15 protein-coding genes are annotated in these 17466 nt (G+C 73.3%); 9 read left to right on the top strand and 6 right to left on the bottom strand.

Going from position 1 to position 17466, the window contains the following annotated elements; translation table 11 throughout:
- Window positions 1-336: 336 nt before the first annotated feature.
- Entirely contained in the window at window positions 337-1566 is a 1230-nt protein-coding gene (locus tag BLU82_RS04905) for an IS256 family transposase (RefSeq protein WP_092616377.1), read from the bottom strand.
- A gap of 351 nt (window positions 1567-1917) precedes the next feature.
- On the opposite strand from BLU82_RS04905, the gene BLU82_RS04900 reads away from it, so the two are divergent.
- Entirely contained in the window at window positions 1918-2958 is a 1041-nt protein-coding gene (locus tag BLU82_RS04900) for a hypothetical protein (RefSeq protein WP_092616372.1), read from the top strand.
- A gap of 16 nt (window positions 2959-2974) precedes the next feature.
- Here the strand turns inward: BLU82_RS04900 and BLU82_RS04895 are convergent, their stop codons facing one another.
- The 4 genes from BLU82_RS04895 to BLU82_RS36110 form a co-directional block, all read right to left on the bottom strand.
- Complete coding sequence (locus BLU82_RS04895; protein ID WP_092616368.1) at window positions 2975-3289, bottom strand: cupin domain-containing protein; 315 nt, start codon at window positions 3287-3289, stop codon at window positions 2975-2977.
- A 78-nt stretch (window positions 3290-3367) separates the two neighbouring features.
- Window positions 3368-4156, bottom strand: a complete 789-nt coding sequence (locus tag BLU82_RS04890; RefSeq protein WP_172885532.1) for a DeoR/GlpR family DNA-binding transcription regulator — start codon at window positions 4154-4156, stop codon at window positions 3368-3370.
- 15 nt (window positions 4157-4171) lie between these two features.
- Complete coding sequence (gene pdxA, locus BLU82_RS04885) at window positions 4172-5164, bottom strand: 4-hydroxythreonine-4-phosphate dehydrogenase PdxA (RefSeq protein WP_092616365.1); 993 nt, start codon at window positions 5162-5164, stop codon at window positions 4172-4174.
- A complete protein-coding gene (locus BLU82_RS36110) occupies window positions 5161-6951 on the bottom strand; it encodes a four-carbon acid sugar kinase family protein (protein ID WP_092616362.1) in 1791 nt (596 codons plus the stop codon). Before BLU82_RS36110 ends, pdxA begins: the two co-directional genes overlap by 4 nt.
- 167 nt (window positions 6952-7118) lie before the next feature.
- On the opposite strand from BLU82_RS36110, the gene BLU82_RS04875 reads away from it, so the two are divergent.
- From BLU82_RS04875 to BLU82_RS36105, 8 genes are read left to right on the top strand one after another with little or no spacing between them, the layout of a single operon-like run.
- Entirely contained in the window at window positions 7119-8702 is a 1584-nt protein-coding gene (locus tag BLU82_RS04875) for an ABC transporter substrate-binding protein (RefSeq protein ID WP_092616359.1), read from the top strand.
- Between the two features lie 2 nt (window positions 8703-8704).
- Entirely contained in the window at window positions 8705-9640 is a 936-nt protein-coding gene (locus BLU82_RS04870) for an ABC transporter permease (RefSeq protein ID WP_092616356.1), read from the top strand.
- Window positions 9637-10545 carry an ABC transporter permease gene (locus BLU82_RS04865; RefSeq protein ID WP_092616353.1) on the top strand — a complete coding sequence of 303 codons (909 nt, stop codon included), beginning with the start codon at window positions 9637-9639 and terminating at the stop codon, window positions 10543-10545. Before BLU82_RS04870 ends, BLU82_RS04865 begins: the two co-directional genes overlap by 4 nt.
- On the top strand, window positions 10542-11342 hold the full coding sequence (locus tag BLU82_RS04860; RefSeq protein ID WP_092616350.1) for an ABC transporter ATP-binding protein: 801 nt from the start codon (window positions 10542-10544) through the stop codon (window positions 11340-11342). Before BLU82_RS04865 ends, BLU82_RS04860 begins: the two co-directional genes overlap by 4 nt.
- A 1-nt stretch (window position 11343) precedes the next feature.
- A complete protein-coding gene (locus BLU82_RS04855) occupies window positions 11344-12183 on the top strand; it encodes an ATP-binding cassette domain-containing protein (protein WP_092616347.1) in 840 nt (279 codons plus the stop codon).
- A 26-nt stretch (window positions 12184-12209) separates the two neighbouring features.
- A complete protein-coding gene (locus BLU82_RS04850; protein WP_092625451.1) occupies window positions 12210-13127 on the top strand; it encodes an aldo/keto reductase in 918 nt (305 codons plus the stop codon).
- 18 nt (window positions 13128-13145) lie between these two features.
- Window positions 13146-13916 (top strand): HpcH/HpaI aldolase/citrate lyase family protein, encoded by a 771-nt coding sequence (locus BLU82_RS04845; RefSeq protein WP_092616344.1) that lies wholly within the window; start codon window positions 13146-13148, stop codon window positions 13914-13916.
- Window positions 13917-13924: 8 nt separating this feature from the next.
- Window positions 13925-16339 carry a hypothetical protein gene (locus tag BLU82_RS36105; RefSeq protein ID WP_092616341.1) on the top strand — a complete coding sequence of 805 codons (2415 nt, stop codon included), beginning with the start codon at window positions 13925-13927 and terminating at the stop codon, window positions 16337-16339.
- A gap of 15 nt (window positions 16340-16354) precedes the next feature.
- Here BLU82_RS36105 and BLU82_RS04835 read toward each other — a convergent pair whose 3' ends face one another.
- Window positions 16355-17446 carry a glycosyl hydrolase gene (locus tag BLU82_RS04835; RefSeq protein ID WP_092616338.1) on the bottom strand — a complete coding sequence of 364 codons (1092 nt, stop codon included), beginning with the start codon at window positions 17444-17446 and terminating at the stop codon, window positions 16355-16357.
- Window positions 17447-17466: the final 20 nt, after the last annotated feature.

The raw sequence follows: 17466 nt of genomic DNA, 5'->3' as shown, positions 1-17466 counted from the left end.
CACTCCCGCCAGCCGCTCCCGCCCCGCCCGCTCCCGCCTGCCGCTCCCGCCCTGCTCCCGCTTGCCCGCTCCGCCCCGCTAGCCCTCGCCCCGCCCACTCCCGCCAGCCGCTCCCGCCCTGCTCCCGCTTGCCCGCTCCGCCCCGCTAGCCCTCGCCCCGCCCACTCCCGCCAGCCGCTCCCGCCCCGCCCGCTCCCGCCTGCCGCTCCCGCCCTGCTCCCGCTTGCCCGCTCCGCCCCGCTTGCCCGCTCCGCCCCGCTAGCCCTCGCCCTGCCACGGTGACGTCCCGCTGAGAGGTGGAGTTCTTCGACCACTGTGCGGGGTCAGTGGGTTAGATCATGCCGTCATGAGTTCGGGTTTGGCCACCTCCTTGGTGGTGGGTGTGGTGAGTAGCGCCATGGAGGCTTCGGAGAGGTAGCGGCGTTCGGCGGCGACCTGCCATTCATCGTGGGCCTCCACCAGGACAGCGCCGGCCAGGCGGAGCAGGGCGGCGGGGTTGGGGAACACTCCGACGACGTCGGTGCGGCGTTTGACCTCCTTGTTCAGCCGTTCCAGCGGGTTGGTCGACCAGATCTTCTTCCAGTGACTGATCGGGAACGCCGCGAACGCGAGGAGATCGTTACTGGCGTCGCGCAGCATCTGTTCGACCTTGGGTAGTTGCCGGCCGAGCATGGTGGCGATGACGTCGAACTGCTCGTGCACGTGCTCGGCGTCGGGCTGGGCGAAGATGGTGCGGATCGCCGCGGCCACCATCTCGGCGTTGCCCTTGGGGACCTGGGCGAGCACGTTGCGTAGGAAGTGCACCCGGCAGCGCTGCCAGGCCGCCCCGAGCAGCACCGAGGCGATGGCGTGCTTGAGGCCGGTGTGGGCGTCGGAGATGACCAGCTGGACACCGCCCAGCCCGCGGGCCTTCAACGAGCGCAGGAACGCGGTCCAGAACGCGCCGTCCTCGCTGTCACCGACGTCGAATCCGAGCACCTCGCGGCGCCCGTCGGCGGTGACGCCGGTGGCGATGACCACCGCCTGGGACACCACGCGGCGGTTCACCCGAGCCTTGCAGTAGGTGGCGTCGAGGAACACGTACGGATAGGCCTGATCGGCCAGCGACCGGTCCCGGAAGCTGGAGACCTCGGCGTCGAGGTCGGCGCAGATCCGCGACACCTCCGACTTGGAGATCCCGCTGTCCGCGCCCAGCGCCTTGACCAGGTCGTCGACCTTGCGGGTCGACACCCCGTGCAGGTAGGCCTCCATGATCACGGCGAACAACGCCTGGTCGACTCGGCGGCGCCGCTCCAACAGGGAGGGGAAGAACGACCCGGTGCGCAACTTGGGAATGCGCAACTCCAGATCCCCGGCCGTGGTCGACAGGGTCCGCGGTCGCGAGCCGTTGCGGTGCGCGGTCCGATCCGCGCTGCGTTCCCACGGACCGGCGCCGATCACCGCCGTCGCCTCGGCCTCGATCAACGCCTGATACATCGCCTGCGCCGCGGTGCGAACCCGATCGTCCACGTCAGCGGCCCGCATCGCCTCGAGCACCTCAAGTAGGGCAGCATGGTCCAAGGCCATCGTGCGTTCGTGTCCTCTCGTGAGATCCCTAGTCAGGTCTCACTGACCGTCGCACGATGGCCGCCCTACGCCACCGTCGACACGACGACGCTCAAGCGGGCCGGGAACTCCACCACGCCAAGGGACGTCACCCCTGCCACTCCCGCCCTGCCACTCCCGCTGCCCACTCCCGCTGCCCACTCCCGCCTGCCCGCTCCGCCCCGCTAGCCGTCGCCCCTGCTCGCTCCCACGCCCTCCTCACCCACGCCCCTCCTCATCACGCCTCCTCCTCACCACGCCCCGCCGGGCCTGGCCAGGGCGGTTCACCGAGCGTTCACGCCGGCGCCGGCCGGAGTGGGTACGGTGCGCCGCATGACCGTTTCGTCCCGCCCGTCCCGTCGTTCCTTCGTCGCCGGTTCGCTGGCCGGCCTCGGCCTGGGCGGCCTCGGTATGGCCGCCGCCGGTGTGCCCGCGGCGTCCGCCGCCGTCCGGCCGCCGCGGATCCTCGTCGCCACGAACGAGCCGTGGGGCACATACCACGTGCGGCCACTGCTGGCCGAGATCGCGCGCCGCCGCTGGGACGTCCGGCAGCTGGTCCCGGACCTGTCGCAGGTCGCGCCCGGCGAGACCGTCCCGGTCGTCACACCCGACGACGACCCGGCGGCCGACCTGCTCGTCGTCACCGGGGCGACCGACTGGCCCGCCGACTGCGCCGCGGCGGCCGGCCGGCACACGCCGCTGGCCGCGTCGTCGCTGGCCTACCTCAACGCCACGGAGGCGGCCCGGGCGCACGAGTTCGAGCGGCGGCTACGGCTGGTCACGTCCTCGTCGGCGGCGGAGGGCCGGTCGTTCGCCGGGCACCTCGGCACCCACCGCCGGGTCCGCGTCGTCGGCTCGCCGCAGACCGACACGCTGCCGACGCCGGCGCCGGAGCCGGGCACCGTCCTCGTCCTCACCAGCGTCACCTACCCCGACCAGACCGGTGGCGCCGCGCCCGGCACGCAGCTGCTGCTCGACGCCGCGGCTGCGCTCGAGGCGGCCGGCAAGCACGTCCTCGTCGGCCTGCACCCGCGGGAGAACCCGGCGCTGTGGAGCCGCTACGAGATCAGCGCGGTCTCGTCGCTGCAGGCGTCGGCGCGGGCCGAAGTTGCCATCGGCATCCCGGGGACGGTGTTCCCGCTCATCGCGGCGGCCGGCGTTCCCGTCGTCGGCTGCGTCGACCCGCGCCTCGTCGTGCCCGAGTACCTGCTGGCGGTGTGCTCGTCGCTGATCGACGACGCCGCGCAGGCGCTGCCGGCGGTCGAGTCGGCGACGCTGCCGGGGGACCTCGAGGACGTCGTCGGCCCGGTCGGCGGGTCGGCCGCGCGGCTGCTCGACGCCTGGGGCCGGGCGGCCCGTCCGCGCCGCGACTGACGACGCGTGGCCGGGGTCAGACAACGCCGACGGTGAGGATGATCAGGGAGTCCTCGTCGGCGAGGACGTCGTGCCGTTCCGGCGGCGCGTCGACGAGCTGACCGGCGCCGACGGCGATGACGCGGTCGCGCGTGCGCAACGTGACGTGGCCTTGCAGGCAGTGCACGGTCGCGTCGCCGGGGCTCTGGTGCTCGTTCATGCGCGTGCCTGCGGTGAGCGCGATGAGGGTCTGGCGCAACCGGGAGCCGCTGTGCAGGGTCCGCGACGCCCGTCCGGCGGACGAGAGCCGGGCTTCGTCGAGTTGCCCGGCCCCGATCGTCAGCAACGTCATGTCGTCAGCGTTACCCACTGCGTCACCGGGGAAACGGCGCCTGTGCGCGTGTGTGCCGGTCATGGGGCCTCCCGTCGGTCAGGTCGCGACCTTGGTGCCGGTGACGATCACCTCGACGCCCGCCGCGCGGAATCGCTCCACTTCGGCGCGTGCGGCGCCGTCGTCTGTGACCAGTGTCCACGACGGGGGCATGCGCGCCCACGCGTGGAACGGACGCTGTCCGAGCTTGCTGGCGTCGGCCAGCACGTACACCTGCTCGGCGCGCGTCATCATCATCTCCTTGAGGCGGGTCTGTTCGAGGTTGGCCTCGCAGATCCCGTTCTCGACGGTGACGGCGTCGGCGCCGAGGAAGGCGCGGTCGGCCGTGATGCGTTCCAGCGCCGCCTCGGCGAACGGCCCGACCAGGCCCTGGCTGATGTGCCGCAGCCGCCCGCCCAGGCACAGCACGTCGACGCCGTCAGCGTCGGCCAGCTCGTTGAGCACCGTCAGCCCGATGGTGACGACCGTGAGCTGATCGCGTTCGCGCAGCTCACGAGCGAGTTGCCCGGTGGTGGTGCCGGCGTCGAGGAGGACGGTCTCGCCGGGGCCGATCTGCTCGGCCGCCCAGGCGGCGATGGACTGCTTCTGCCGGAACCCTTCCCGTGCCCGCTGGCCCAGTGAGGCCTCGTAGACGAGACCGTGCGCCATGGCGCCGCCGTAGGTGCGGGCGAGCTGGCCCTGTGACGTGAGCAGCGCGAGGTCGCGGCGGATGGTCGACTCGGTGACGCCGAAGTGCACCGCCAGCTGGCCGACCCCGGCCCGCCCGTCGGTCCACGCCATGTCGACGATGGCGCGTCGCCGGTCGCGTGCGGTCAGCCGGTCGTTCATCCCCCACCTCGCTCGCTACGGGCTCGGCGCGAGCGCGGCCGCCTGGCGCAGAGCCTCGATCATGCTACCGGCGTCGGCGCGGCCGGTGCCGGCGATGTCGAACGCCGTGCCGTGGTCGACGGACGTGCGGATGACCGGCAGCCCGACGCTGATGTTCACGCCCGCCTCGAGCCCGAGCACCTTCACCGGGCCGTGCCCCTGGTCGTGGTACATCGCCACGATGAGGTCGTAGTCGCCGCGGCCGGCCAGGAAGAACGCGGTGTCGGCGGGCAGCGGGCCGTGCACGTCGAGGCCGTCGGCACGGCACCGTTCCACCGCCGGGACGATCTTCTCGGCCTCCTCGCCGCGGCCGAACAACCCGTTCTCGCCGGCGTGCGGGTTGATGCCGCACACGCCGAGCCGTGGCCTGGCCAGGCCGGCGTCGCGCAGGGTCGCGTCGCCGCGCCGGATGGTCCGCTCGACCAGCGCGTCGTCGATGCGCTCGATGGCGTCGACCAGCCCGATGTGGGTGGTGACGTGGATGACCTTCACCGTGGGCGTCGACAGCATCATCGACACTTCGTCGACGCCACACAGCTCGGCCAGCAACTCGGTGTGTCCGGGGTACGGATGACCGCCCGCGTGCAGCGCCTCCTTGTTGAGCGGTGCCGTGCAGATGGCCTGCACGCGCCCGGCGACGGCCAGCTCGCTGGCCACCTTCACGTACTGGTACGCCGCGTCGCCCGCGACCGCCGACAGCACGCCGTACGGAAGATCGTCCGGCAGCAGCCCGAGATCGATGACGTCGATCGTGCCCGGCTCGAACGCGGCATCCTCCGGCCCGCCGATCGCCCGCACCTCGACCTCGACCCCGGTGATGCGGGCGGCGTCGCGCAACCGCCGGAGATCGCCGACGACCACCGGCCGGCACAGCGACCGCACCTCTGGGTCGGCCAGCGCCCGTACGACGACCTCGGGGCCGACGCCGGCGCCGTCGCCCATGGTGACGGCGACCAGGGGTGTCTTCATGTGTCCTCCTCGTGCGGGCTGTGCTCGACGTGCGGGTGCCGGGTGCCGGAGAGGCGCTCGGCGATGCGCACGAGCGCGTGCGGACCGCCGAACGCGCCGGGTTTGGTGACGACGATCCGGCCGTCGGGCGTGGCGCTGACGACGACGCCGTCGTCCCACGCTTCGCGGACGTGCAGCTCGCCGGCACCGATGGCGACGAGGACGGCGCGCGCGGTCTCGCCGCCGGTGAGCACGAGCGCCGGATGCTCACGGGCGGCCGGCGCGACCACCCGCGCCAACGCCTCCACCGCCATCGGCGACCGTGCCGCCCCGGCGGCGTCAGCAAGATGGACGACGGCCGTGCGGCCGTCGGCGCGGACGGCGAGGTCGTGCGCGACTTCGGCCAGGCCGGCGGGACCAGCGGGCGCGGCAGGACCACCGGGCCCGACGGGGCCAGCAGGCTCGGCCGGACCACCGGGCGCGGCAGGACCACCGGGCCCGACGGGGCCAGCAGGCTCGGCCGGACCACCGGGCCCAACGGGACCAACAGGCCCGGCCGGACCACCGGGCCCGGCAGGACCAACAGGCCCGGCAGGACCAGCAGGTTCGGCCGGACCAGCGATGCCCGGCGGATCGGCGATGCCGGCGAGACGGGCGAGTTCGCCGGGATCGAGCTCGACCACGGTCTCGACGTGCTCGGCCAGCGCCGCCAGCTGGGCGCGCGCCGCCGCTGCCGCCGTGCCGACGACGAACAGGATCGGCCCGGCCGACAGCGGCCCGAGCTGGCCACCCCCGCCGGCCGCCACCCCCGGCAACCCCGTCTGCTCACCAGCCGACGCCACCCCCGGTGGGGATCCCGTCTGCTCACCAACCGACGCCACCCCTCCCGGCGGCAACCCCGTCCGTCCAGCAGCCGACGCCACCCGACCCGGCGGCAACCCCGTCTGCTCACCAGCCGACGCCACCCCCGGTGGGGATCCCGTCCGTCCAGCAGCCGACGCCACCCCTCCCGGCGGCAACCCCGTCCGTCCAGCAGCCGACGCCACCCCTCCCGGTGGCGAACCCGGCCGCCCACCAACCGACGCCACCCCACCCTGCGACCCGCCCGACGGCGAGGCGTCCGCCGCCACCTGCGCGCGGGCCAGCGCATGCGCCAGACCGGCCGATCCGGCCCATCGGACCGGCAGGTCACCGGCGGCGGCCGCCAGCGCGGCCACGACGATACGGTCGAGGTCGTCGTCGGTCTCGGCGTCGCAGACCGCGACCTGGCGGCGGTCAGCCGCCACGCGCAGCGCCGTCGCCAGAGCGTCCACGCCGCCGCGCACCGCGGCGAGCGAGACCGTCACCACCGGCAGCGGCGCCAGCGCCTCGGCCACCGACGTGGGCGCCGGCCGCGCCTCGGCCGCCCATGCCGCGGACCGGTCGAGCGGCACGCCGTCGACCAGGACCACGCCGCCGACGACCGTGCGCCCCAGCGCGGGCAGCGCGGGCGAGACCACGAGCAGCCCGCCCAGCTCGCGCAGCGCCGCCACCTCGGCCGCCAGCGGCCCGCGCAGCGTCGAGTCGATCTTCTTGACCACGAGGCCGGGCGGCAGCAGCGCGAGCGCCGCGCGGCACCGTTCGGCGGCCAGCTCCGGGCTGACATAGCGTGAGTCGGTGTCGACGGCGACCACGCCGACTGTGTGCGATGCGCGCAGGGAGCGCAGTGCGTCGAGACTGACGATGCGCGGAGTGCGCATGGCGAAGGCGGCGGCGGCTTCCGCCGCACCGGTCAGATCGTCGGCGAGCAGCACCACTGTTTCTTCCATGAACACACTCCTTCCTGCGTCGATACGGCCGTCGATACGGAAGCGGCCGGTCGGAACCCTGCGCCGGGATGAATCTTCCCGGCATGAATGAACGCTACGTTACTTGCGCGTTTCGCGCAAAGGTGCAAGTGTGATCCGCACAACTTCGCGGACACCCGGAGGTGACGATGAACGGCAACGCACGGCAGCGCCGCGGCCTCAGCCGCCGCGAGCTGCTGCGGGCCGGCTTCGCGGCCGGCGCCGGCATCGCGCTCGGCCCGGCGCTCGCGGCCTGTGCCGGCCCCACCGGCACGTCCGGCGCCGGCACCTTGACGCTGGCGCTGAACCGATCGCTGGTCAGCCTGGACAACAAGCTCAACCAGTTCGACGCGCACGTCACGGTCCAGCGGGCCGTGCGGCAGGCGCTCACCCGCATCGGCGACGGCCTGCGCGCCGAGCCGGTGCTGGCCGAGAGCTTCGAACTCGTCTCGCCGACGGCGTGGCGGGTGCGGCTGCGTCCCGAGGCGGTGTATTCCGACGGCTCACCGGTCACGGTGGCCGACGTCGACACGGCCTTGCAGATGTACCAGCAGGTCGAGGCGTCGTTCGTCGGCAACCAGTTCCCCGAGTGGCCGACGGTGCGGCAGGTCGACGACCGAACGTTCGACCTCGTCACGCAGCGTCCGTTGGTGGGGCTCGACTCCCTCATGAGCAACATCCTCATCTCCCCGGCGGCCACCAACCTGCCCGAAGAGCTGGCCGACGGTGTCGGCAGCGGCCCGTACGTGGTCGCCAACGCCAACCGCGGCACCGGCGACTACACGCTGGCGGCGAACCCCGGCTACTGGGGCCCGGCGCCGGGGGTCGACCAGGTGCGCATCCGGTTCCTGCCCGAGGAGACCAGCCGGGTGCTGGCGCTGCGCAGCGGCGAGGTCGACGTCATCGACTCCATCTCACCCGACTCCGCCGAGCAGCTCGACGGCCTGCCGGGCATCAGCCTGCTGCAGGCCGAGGGCACCCGCCTGGTGCAGCTGTTCTACAACTTCCGCAAACCGCCCGAGCATCCGCTGTCGAAGGCGTCGGTGCGACAGGCACTGAGCCTGGCCATCGACGGCGAGAGCATCGTGCGCGATGTCCTGCTCGACAGCGTCACGCCTACGAACGGCGTCGTCCCACTCAGCCTCGACGGCGCGGTCGAGGTCGGGCAGTTCGCGTTCGACCCCCGCAAGGCCAAGCAGATGCTCGACGCCGAGGGCGTCGACGACCTCGAGCTGACGGTCATCTGGGAGTCCGGCGAGTTCGCCTCCGACGCCTATGTCATGGAGGCGGTCGCGCAGATGCTCGGCGATGTCGGCGTCCGGGTGCACCTGCGCCAGTTCGAGCCCGGTGGCGACCTCCCCACCTGGCGGCAGGGCCGCGGCGGCGACTTCGACATCATCGGCAACGGCTACGGCAACCAGACCGGCCTGGCGCTCACCAGCCTGCAGGGCCTGTTCGCAGGCACCCCCGAGATGGAGCAGACCGGCGACGCGTTCATGGGCTTCGTCTACGACGACATCGCCTCCGGCATCACCGCGGCGGCGGCCGAGACCGACGACCAGCGTCGCTCCACGCTGCTGCAGGACGTCCAGCAGTCCATCTGGGACCTCTGGCCGGCCATGTGGGCGTTCACGCAGGACGTCCTGCTCGCCCATCGCGACACCGTGAGCGGCCTCGACCTGCTGCCCATCAACTCCTACGACCTCGCCGCCGTGCGGCTCGAGGAGGGGTGACCATGGCGCGCTATCTGGCCTTGCGGGTCGCGCAGAGCCTGCTCACGGTGTTCCTCATCGTCTCGACGGTGTTCGTGCTGGTCCGGCTGGCGCCGGGCGACCCTGCCGCCGCCATCGGCGGGCCCACGGCGACGACGGCGGACCTCCAGGCCATCCGCGAGGAGCTCGGGCTGACCGGCTCGGTCCCGCAGCAGTACTGGCACTTCATCACCGGGCTGGTGCAGGGCGACCTCGGCCTGTCCTACTCGTTCCGCCAGCCGGCGCTCGAGGTCGTCCTCGACCGCCTGCCCTACACCATCACCCTGGCGGGCGCGGCCATCCTGCTGACGGCGCTCATCGCCATCCCGCTGGGCATCTTCACCGCCCGCCGCGCCAACAGCGGCTGGGACGTCGGCGCCAACATCGGCACCATCGCCGGACAGTCCATGCCGGAGTTCTGGACCGGCATCATGCTGCTCACGCTGCTGTCCGTCGTGGTGCCGATCTTCCCGGCGTCCGGGTTCACGTCGTGGTCCGCGCTGGTGCTGCCGGCGGTCACCATCGCGCTGTTGCAGATCGCGCTGATCTCCCGGCTGGTGCATCGCGAGATGGCCGGCAACCTCGCCGCGCCGTACGTCACGGTGGCGCGGTCCCGCGGCGTCGCCGAACGCGCGCTGACGTGGCGCTACGCCTTCGCCAACTCCTCCATCCCGGTGGTGACGGCGTTGGGCACGAGGTTCGCCGCCATGCTCAACGGCGTCGTGGTGGTCGAGGTGGTGTTCGCCTGGCCCGGCATCGGCTCGTTGGTGGTCCGGGCGCTGGAGACCCGCGACTACCCCCTCATCCAGGCGACCGTGCTGGTGACCAGCCTGCTGGCCATCGGCGTCCAGTTGCTCGTCGATCTCCTGTACCCGCTGTTCGATCCGCGGGTGCGTGTCGGAAAGGCGGTGTCGCGATGACGACGCAGGCACAGGCCACCCGGCCGAGCGCCGTCACGGCCGACCGGCTCAAGTCCTCCGCCGCGGCGCTGCGCCGCCGGGCCAGCCGGCTCAAGATCGTGCTCGGGGCGGTGCTGGCCGGCATCGTGGTCGTGCCGATCCTCCTGGCCAACGTGCTGCCGCTGCCCGACCCACTGGCGCAGGACCTCTCCCAGCGCCGGCTGCCGCCGTTCACCGACGGCCACCTGTTCGGCACCGACCAGCTCGGCCGCGACCTCCTCTCGCGCATCCTGCACGGCGGCCAGGTGTCGCTCACCATCGGCGTGCTGGCGGTGCTGGTGTCCGGTGTGGTCGGCGTCGTCGCCGGTGCGGCGGCGGGCTACTACGGCCGCCGGGTCGACGCCGTCGTGTCGCGGCTGCTCGAGGCGCAGATGTCGGTGCCGCTGCTCCTGCTGTTGCTGCTCGTGGTGGCACTGTTCGGCCCGTCCATCACCGTCATCACGCTCGTCATCGCGTTCGCGCAGTGGCCCGAGCCGGCCCGGCTCACCCGCGCGATGGTGCTGGTCGAACGCGAGAAGCCGTACGTCGCCGCGGCGCGGGTGCTCGGCCTGCGGCGGGCGGCGGTGCTGATGCGCCACGTCGTCCCGAACATCGTCAACCAGGTCGTCGTGGTCATGCTGCTGCTCCTGGCGCAGGCGGTGCTCCTGGAGAGCGCGCTGAGCTTCCTCGGCGCCGGGGTCGAGCGGCCACACCCGACGTGGGGGCGCATCATCTCCGACGGCCAGGGCTACATCACCACCTCGTGGTGGCTGGTCACGCTGACCGGCCTGGTCATCGTGCTCCTGGTGGTCGGCGTCAACCTCCTCGGCGACGGGCTGCGCGACCGCGTGTCCCGGTCGCGTGCGGCGAAGGGAGAGTCGCAATGACGTTGCTCGACGTCCAGGAGTTGCAGGTCGAGCTGATGACGCCCGGCGGGGTGGTCCGCGCGGTCGACGGCGTCTCGTTCACGGTCGGCCGGTCCGAGACCGTCACGCTGATCGGCGAGTCCGGCAGCGGCAAGTCGACCACCGCCATGGCGGTCCAGGCGCTGCTGCCGCCCAACCTCGCCGTCGTGTCCGGGCGCTGTCTCGTCGACGGCGTCGACGTGGTCGCGCGGCCGCGCGAGGCGGCGAAGCTGCGCGGGCGGACGCTGGCGATGATCCCGCAGGACCCGATGACCGCACTCAGCCCCGTGGCGACCGTCGGCCGCCAGCTCGGCGAGGTGCTCGCCCGCAACGACCCGTCGCTGTCCCGGACGGCCCGCCGCGAGCACGCCGCCGATCTGCTCGGGGCCGTGCGCATCACCGAACCGCGGCGCCGCCTCGACGCCTACCCGCACCAGCTGTCCGGCGGCATGCTGCAGCGGGTGCTCATCGCGATGGCGCTGGCCATCGACCCCCACCTCCTGGTCGCCGACGAGCCCACCAGCGCGCTCGACGTCACCGTGCAGGCCGGCATCCTCGACCTCCTGATGGACCTCCAGGACCGCACGTCGGCCGGCATCCTGATGATCACCCACGACATCGGTGTGGCCCGGCTGGTCAGCGACCGCGTCCACGTCATGCGCGACGGCCGGTTCGTCGAGAGCGGCGAGGTCGAGGCCGTCGTCGGCGCGCCGGAGCAGCAGTACACCCGCCGGCTGCTCGACGCCGTGCCGCGGCTGGGCGCCTGGGAAGGAGACTGAGATGACCAGCAGGAACGACCCCCTGCTCTCCGTACGCGACCTCGCCGTCGAGTTCACCACCCACGGTCAGCGCCACCGCGTCGTCGACGGCGTCGGCTTCGACCTCGCGGCCGGCCGCACGCTGGCCGTCGTCGGCGAGTCGGGCTGCGGGAAATCGACGCTGGCCCGCACGCTGGTGCGGCTCGAGACCCCGGCCGCGGGATCGATCCGCTACGCCGGGCGCGACCTCGCCGCGCTCACCGAGAAGGAACTGCGGCCGCTCCGCGGCGACATCCAGATGATCTTCCAGGATCCTTACGGTTCACTCGACCCACACCTCACGGCGGCCGGTATCGTCGCCGAGCCGCTCCGGCTGCGCGGCGTCGGCGACCGCGCCGAGCGCCGCCGGCAGGCCGTCGAACTGCTGGAACGGGTCGGCCTGAAGCCCGAGCACGCCCACCGGCGGCCGCCCGAGTTCTCCGGTGGCCAGCGACAACGCATCGGCATCGCGCGAGCGCTGGCCAGCCGGCCGAAGGTCCTCATCTGCGACGAAGCCACCAGTGCCCTGGACGTCTCGGTGCAGGCTCAGGTGCTCGATCTCCTGCGCGAGCTGCAGCAGCAGGAGGGCATCGCCTACCTGTTCATCTCGCACAACCTCGGTGTGGTCCGCGAGATCAGCCAGGAGGTCGCCGTCATGTCCGAGGGACGGTTCGTCGAGCACGGTCCCACCGAGGAGGTGCTGGCCCGGCCGCAGCACGACTACACCCGCCGGCTGCGCCGCGCGGCGCTCGACCCCGCACTCATCACCGGGCGCAAGCCACGGCTGTTCGCCCCCGCGACCAGTGCAGGAGCCGTCTCGTGACCATCCCCCGCGCCGTACTCGGCACCATGACCTTCGGCGACACCGTCGACCACGACACCGCGGCCGGCATGCTCGACCTCGCCCTCGACGCCGGCGTCACCGAGATCGACACCGCCAACGCGTACGCCGGCGGCGCCACCGAGGAAATGCTCGGCGACCTCCTGGCCAGGCGGCCGGGCCGGTTCACCGTCGCGACGAAGGCCGGCATGCCACACCCCGATGCCGGCGACGCGCCGCCGCTGTCGCCGCGGGCCGTCCGGGCCTGCCTCGAGGGCAGCCTGCGACGCCTGCGCCTCGACCACGTCGACCTGTTCTACCTGCACCAGCCCGATCCCGCCACGCCGCCGGCCGAGACCGTCGGCGAGGTCGCCGCACTGGCGCAAGAGGGGCTGATCGGCCGCGTCGGAGTGTCCAACTTCGCCGCCTGGCAGATCGCCGAACTGCGCCAGTTGTTCGCCGCCGCCGGTCTTCCCGGCCCGGTCGTCGCGCAGCAGCTCTACAACCTCGTCGCCCGCCGCATCGACGACGAGTACGCCGGGTTCGCCCGGACCAGCGGCATCGAGACCATGGTGTACAACCCACTGGGCGGAGGCCTGCTGTCCGGCCGGTACAGCTTCGAGACGGCGCCCGGCGAGGGCCGGTTCGCCACCTCCCGGCTGTCGCCGATGTACCGCGAGCGCTACTGGGACCCGCGCATGTTCGAGGCGGTCGGCGCGCTGTCGGCCATCGCGGCCGACGCCGGGGTGTCGTTGCCCGAGCTGGCGCTGCGCTGGCTGGCCTCGCGGCCGGTGGTCGCGTCGGTGCTGCTGGGCGCGTCGAAGCCGGCGCACCTGACGGCGAACCTGGCGGCGTTGGCGCGCGGGCCGCTGCCCGCCGACGTCGTGGACCACTGCGACGATGTGGGCCGGCGGCTGCGCGGCCCGATGCCCGCCTACAACCGCTGAGAGTCTGGAGTCCCGCTTGTGACCACCTCCGCCGCCTTCGACGCCGTCGGGCGCCTGCGCCGCCGCGAGCGCTCCGTCGGCTACTGGATCGCCACCGACAACCCGGTCGGCACCGAGCGCATCGCCCGGCTCGGCTACGACTACGTCGGCATCGACGCGCAGCACGGCCTGCTCGACTACCGTGGCTGGCTGGCCGCGCTGCTGGCGATCGAGGCCGGAGGACGCAGCGCGGGCCTGGTCCGGGTGCCGGCCAACGACCTCACCTTCATCGGGCAGGCGCTCGACGCCGGCGCCCACGGCGTCATCGTGCCGCTGGTCGACACCGCCGAGCAGGCCGCGGCCGCCGTCCGGGCCTGCCGCTACCCACCCGACGGCGGCCGCAGCTACGGGCCCATGCGGGCAGGCCTGCGCATCGGCCCGGCCCCGGCCGAGGCCAACGCGCACGTGTTCTGCGCGGTGATGATCGAGACGCTGACCGCGCTCGAGAACGTCGAGGCCATCGCGGCGACACCCGGCCTCGACGGCGTCTACGTCGGGCCGTCCGACCTCACCCTGGCGCTCGGCGGCGCGTCGTCCACCGATCCGGCGGTGGCCGACCAGCTCGACGCGGCGGCCGGCCGGGTCGCCGCCGTGGCGTCGGCGCGCGGCATCGCGGCGGGCATCCACTGCCCCGACGGCGCTACGGCGCACCGCCGGCTGGCGCAGGGGTTCACGTTCGCGACGGTCAGCTCCGACCTCGTGCACCTCGAGCAGGCGGCGGCCGCGCACCTGGCGGCGGCGCGGAACTGAGGCCTGCCATGAGATCGATCGACGACGCGCTGGTCACCGGGCGGCGCGGGCTGCGCACCCGGCCCGGCACGCTGCTGCTCGGGCCCACCGGCGCCCGGCTCTGGGCCGACTACCTCGACGAACGGCCCGGTTTCGTCGGCGCGATCGATCTCGTGCACAAGCTCAACATCCCGCTGCTGTTCACGGTGTCCGGCGTGGAGCTGCCCGCGCCGTGGGAGGCGCACTGGCGGCCGAGCCGGCTCACGGTGTCGGCGGTCTCCACCGGCGGCGTCGAACTGGTCGAGGACAAGTTCGTCACCTGGGACGACTGCGCGGTGTCGCGACAGTTGTGGACCAACCGGGGCGCCGATCCGGTGACGCTGCGCCTCGACGTCGACCGCTCCTGGATCGGCGCCGGCGGCTTCGGCTCGCGGCCGGTCGAACGGCACGGCTTCACGGTCGTCGCGCTCGTGCGCTCGTCCGAGCCGGCGCTGTGGAACGGCCTGACGATCCCGCCCGGCGGCCGGCTGGACGTCGTCGTCGCGGCGGCGTTGGGGCTGGCGGAGACGGCCACCCGCGACGACCTCGCCGGCCGGCTCGACGGCGTGCTCGCCGACACCTTGAGCGGCACAACCGACCCCGCGACCGGCACGGCCGTCACCGCCGGCGGCACAACCACTCCCGCCGACGGCGTGCTCGCCACCCCAGCGATCGGCACAACCATCCCCGCGACCGGCACCGCCACTCCGGCCGACGGGACCGACGCCTCCGCGACCAGTGTCACCACGCCGGCGACGGGCACCGCCACTCCCGCCGACGACAAGGACGCCCCCGCGACCGGCACAGCCACCCGGCCAGCGCACGACACGGCCGAACTGGCAGCGGGAGGCGACGGTCACGCGGCGGCGGCCGGCCGCATCCCGGCGCCGGCGTCCTCTCACCCCGTCATCCATCGGCAGGAGGAGCACTACCAGCGCTGGTTCGACCCCGTCCCGTCGTTCAGCTGCAGCGACCCGCTCCTCACCCGCACGTGGGCCTACCGCTGGTTCCTGCTGCGGCACAACCTCGCCTTCCCTGGCATCGGCGGGCTGCCCGACGCCCTGTTCTACGAGGGCCGCGCGCACAAGATGACGAAGACGCCGTGGCAGCCGGCCGGCTGGGAGTTCAGCAAGCTGATCCCGCTGTCCAGCCCGATGCACCTGCTCGAGGCGCGCTGGCATCCCGACCCGTCACTCGGCGCCGGCCTCTGGCGCACGCTCCGAGCCGCCCAGGGCGACGACGGGCTCTATCGCAGCCGCACGGTCGCCGACGAGTTCCACGCGTACGCGAACTTCCTCGGCTGGGCGAGCTACCAGTACGCCCTCGTGCACCGCGACGCCGACGGGGCGGCGGCCATGCGCGACTCCCTGGCGGCGCAGGTACGCGGCGAACGCGTGAAGCTCGCCACCGGCGGCGACGAACTGCCGGTCGAAATCGAGCACATCCTCACCGGCAAGGAGTACCAACCCAGCTACTGGGCCTTCCACGACTACCCTGCCGATCCTCGCGACCGGTCCGGGTACACGCCGCTGAAACGGGTCGACCGCGCCATCTACCACTACCGCAATGCCCGCGGGGTCGCCGGCCTGACGCGGCTGCTCGGCGGCGACACCGGCGGCGACGGCGGCAACGGCTCCGCCGCCGAGTTCGACGCGCTCGCCGACGCCGTCGCGGCCGACGTGCTGGCGAAGCAGTGGGACCCCGCTACCGGGTTCTTCTACGACCTGCACCACCGCACCGACGAGAAGGCGATGGTGCGCAACGTCGTCGGGTTCTATCCGTACTGGGCCGGCATCGTCGGCGCCGACCACCTGCCCGGTTTCGAGGCGGCGCTGCGGCTGTTCGACACCGGTGCGCCGCTGCCGTCCACCGCGCCCGACTCCCCCGTCTACAGCCCCACCGGCGACTGGCGCGGCGTGTTCGTCAAGGGCCGCAACGGCTGCTCCTGGAACGGCCCGACGTGGCCCTACACCAACAGCGTCGTCATCGACGGCGTCGGCGCCACCAGCCGGCGGTTCGGCCACCGCTACGACGCCGAGTTCGGCCGGCTGCTGCGCTCGTACGCCCTGCTGCACTTCCAGCAGCGCGACGGCCGCACCCCGTACCTCGTCGAGCACTACAACAGCGAGACCGGCGAGGCGATCAGCGACGAGGTCGACTACCTGCACTCCTACGTCATCGACCTAATGGTCCGCTATGTCGCGGGGCTGGAGGCCGGGCCCGGCGCCGTCACCGTCGACCCCCTCGACATCGGGCTGACGTGGTTCGAGCTGCGCGGGGTGCGGGTCGCCGGGCACACCGTCGACATCGCGTTCGACACCCGGCGAGGGCTGCGGGTCTCGCTCGACGGCGTCGAAGCCGCCGCGGCTGCGGGGCTGACCCCGCTCACCGTCACGCTGACCTGACGCCGAACCGGGCCGTCAGCCCACCGTCGCGGCGCGGACGCAGAGCACGTCGGGCAGGTGCTTGATCACCTCGGCCCAGGTGACGCCCTCGTCGGCGCTTGCGTACACCGACCCGTCCCGCGTGCCGACGTACACGCCGGCCGCGCCGTCGGCGTCGTCCACGCACATCGCGTCGCGCAGCACCACCCCGAAGAACCCGCCGGGCAGCCCGTCCGCCGACCGCTCCCACGTCCCACCGGCGTCGTCGGTGCGCCAGACCTGCAGCTGCCGCCCCGGCGGGGTGCGCTCGCCGTCGGCGATGAGCGGCGCGACCCAGGCGGTCGCGGGACGGTGCGGGTGCGCGACGACCGGGAAGCCGAAGTCGGCCGGCAGCCCGCCGTCGATCGGCTGCCACGTCGCGCCGCCGTCGGCGGAGCGGTACACGCCGCCGTGGTTCTGGGCGTACAGCCGGTCCGGGTCGATGGGGTCGCGCGACACCTTGTGCACGCACTGCCCGTACTCGGGCGGGTCGCCGGGCAGGAAGTCGGCGCGGATGCCGGTGTTCGACGGCGTCCAGCTGGCGGCGCCGTCGTCGGTGACGTACACCCCGCCGGTCGACATCGCGACCAGCACGCGCTGGTCGTCGGACGGGTGCGGCAGGACGGTGTGGATGGCCTGGCCACCGAACCCGGGCGCCCACGTCGGCCGGTGCGGATGGTTCCACAGCGACTCGACCAGCGCGAACGTCTCGCCGCCGTCGTCAGAGCGCCAGAGCGCCGACGGCTGCGACCCGGCCCAGACGACGCCCGGCCGGGCCTCGGTGTCGGGCCGCAGCTGCCAGACCGCCTCGACCGACGCGCCGGCGTCCGCCGGGAACCGTATGCCGCTGCCGTCGGCCGCCTCGGTCCAGGTGGCGCCGAGGTCGTCGGACCACGAGACGCCCGGACCCCAGTGCGAACTGCTGGCGCCGACCAGCAGCCGGGTGCGCCCGCCGCGGGTGTCGATGGCGCACGCGGCGATCGAGTTCATCAGGAAGTGCGGGCCGTCGACCGACCACGTGCGGCGGTCGGCGCTGCGCAGCAGCCACAGCCCCTTCTTCGTGCCGACGGCGAGCAGGACGTCGTTCATGCGATCGCCTCCCGGCGTCC

This window comes from Jiangella sp. DSM 45060 (assembly GCF_900105175.1).
Classification (GTDB): domain Bacteria; phylum Actinomycetota; class Actinomycetes; order Jiangellales; family Jiangellaceae; genus Jiangella.
This window is presented reverse-complemented; position numbering and strand designations above follow the sequence as displayed.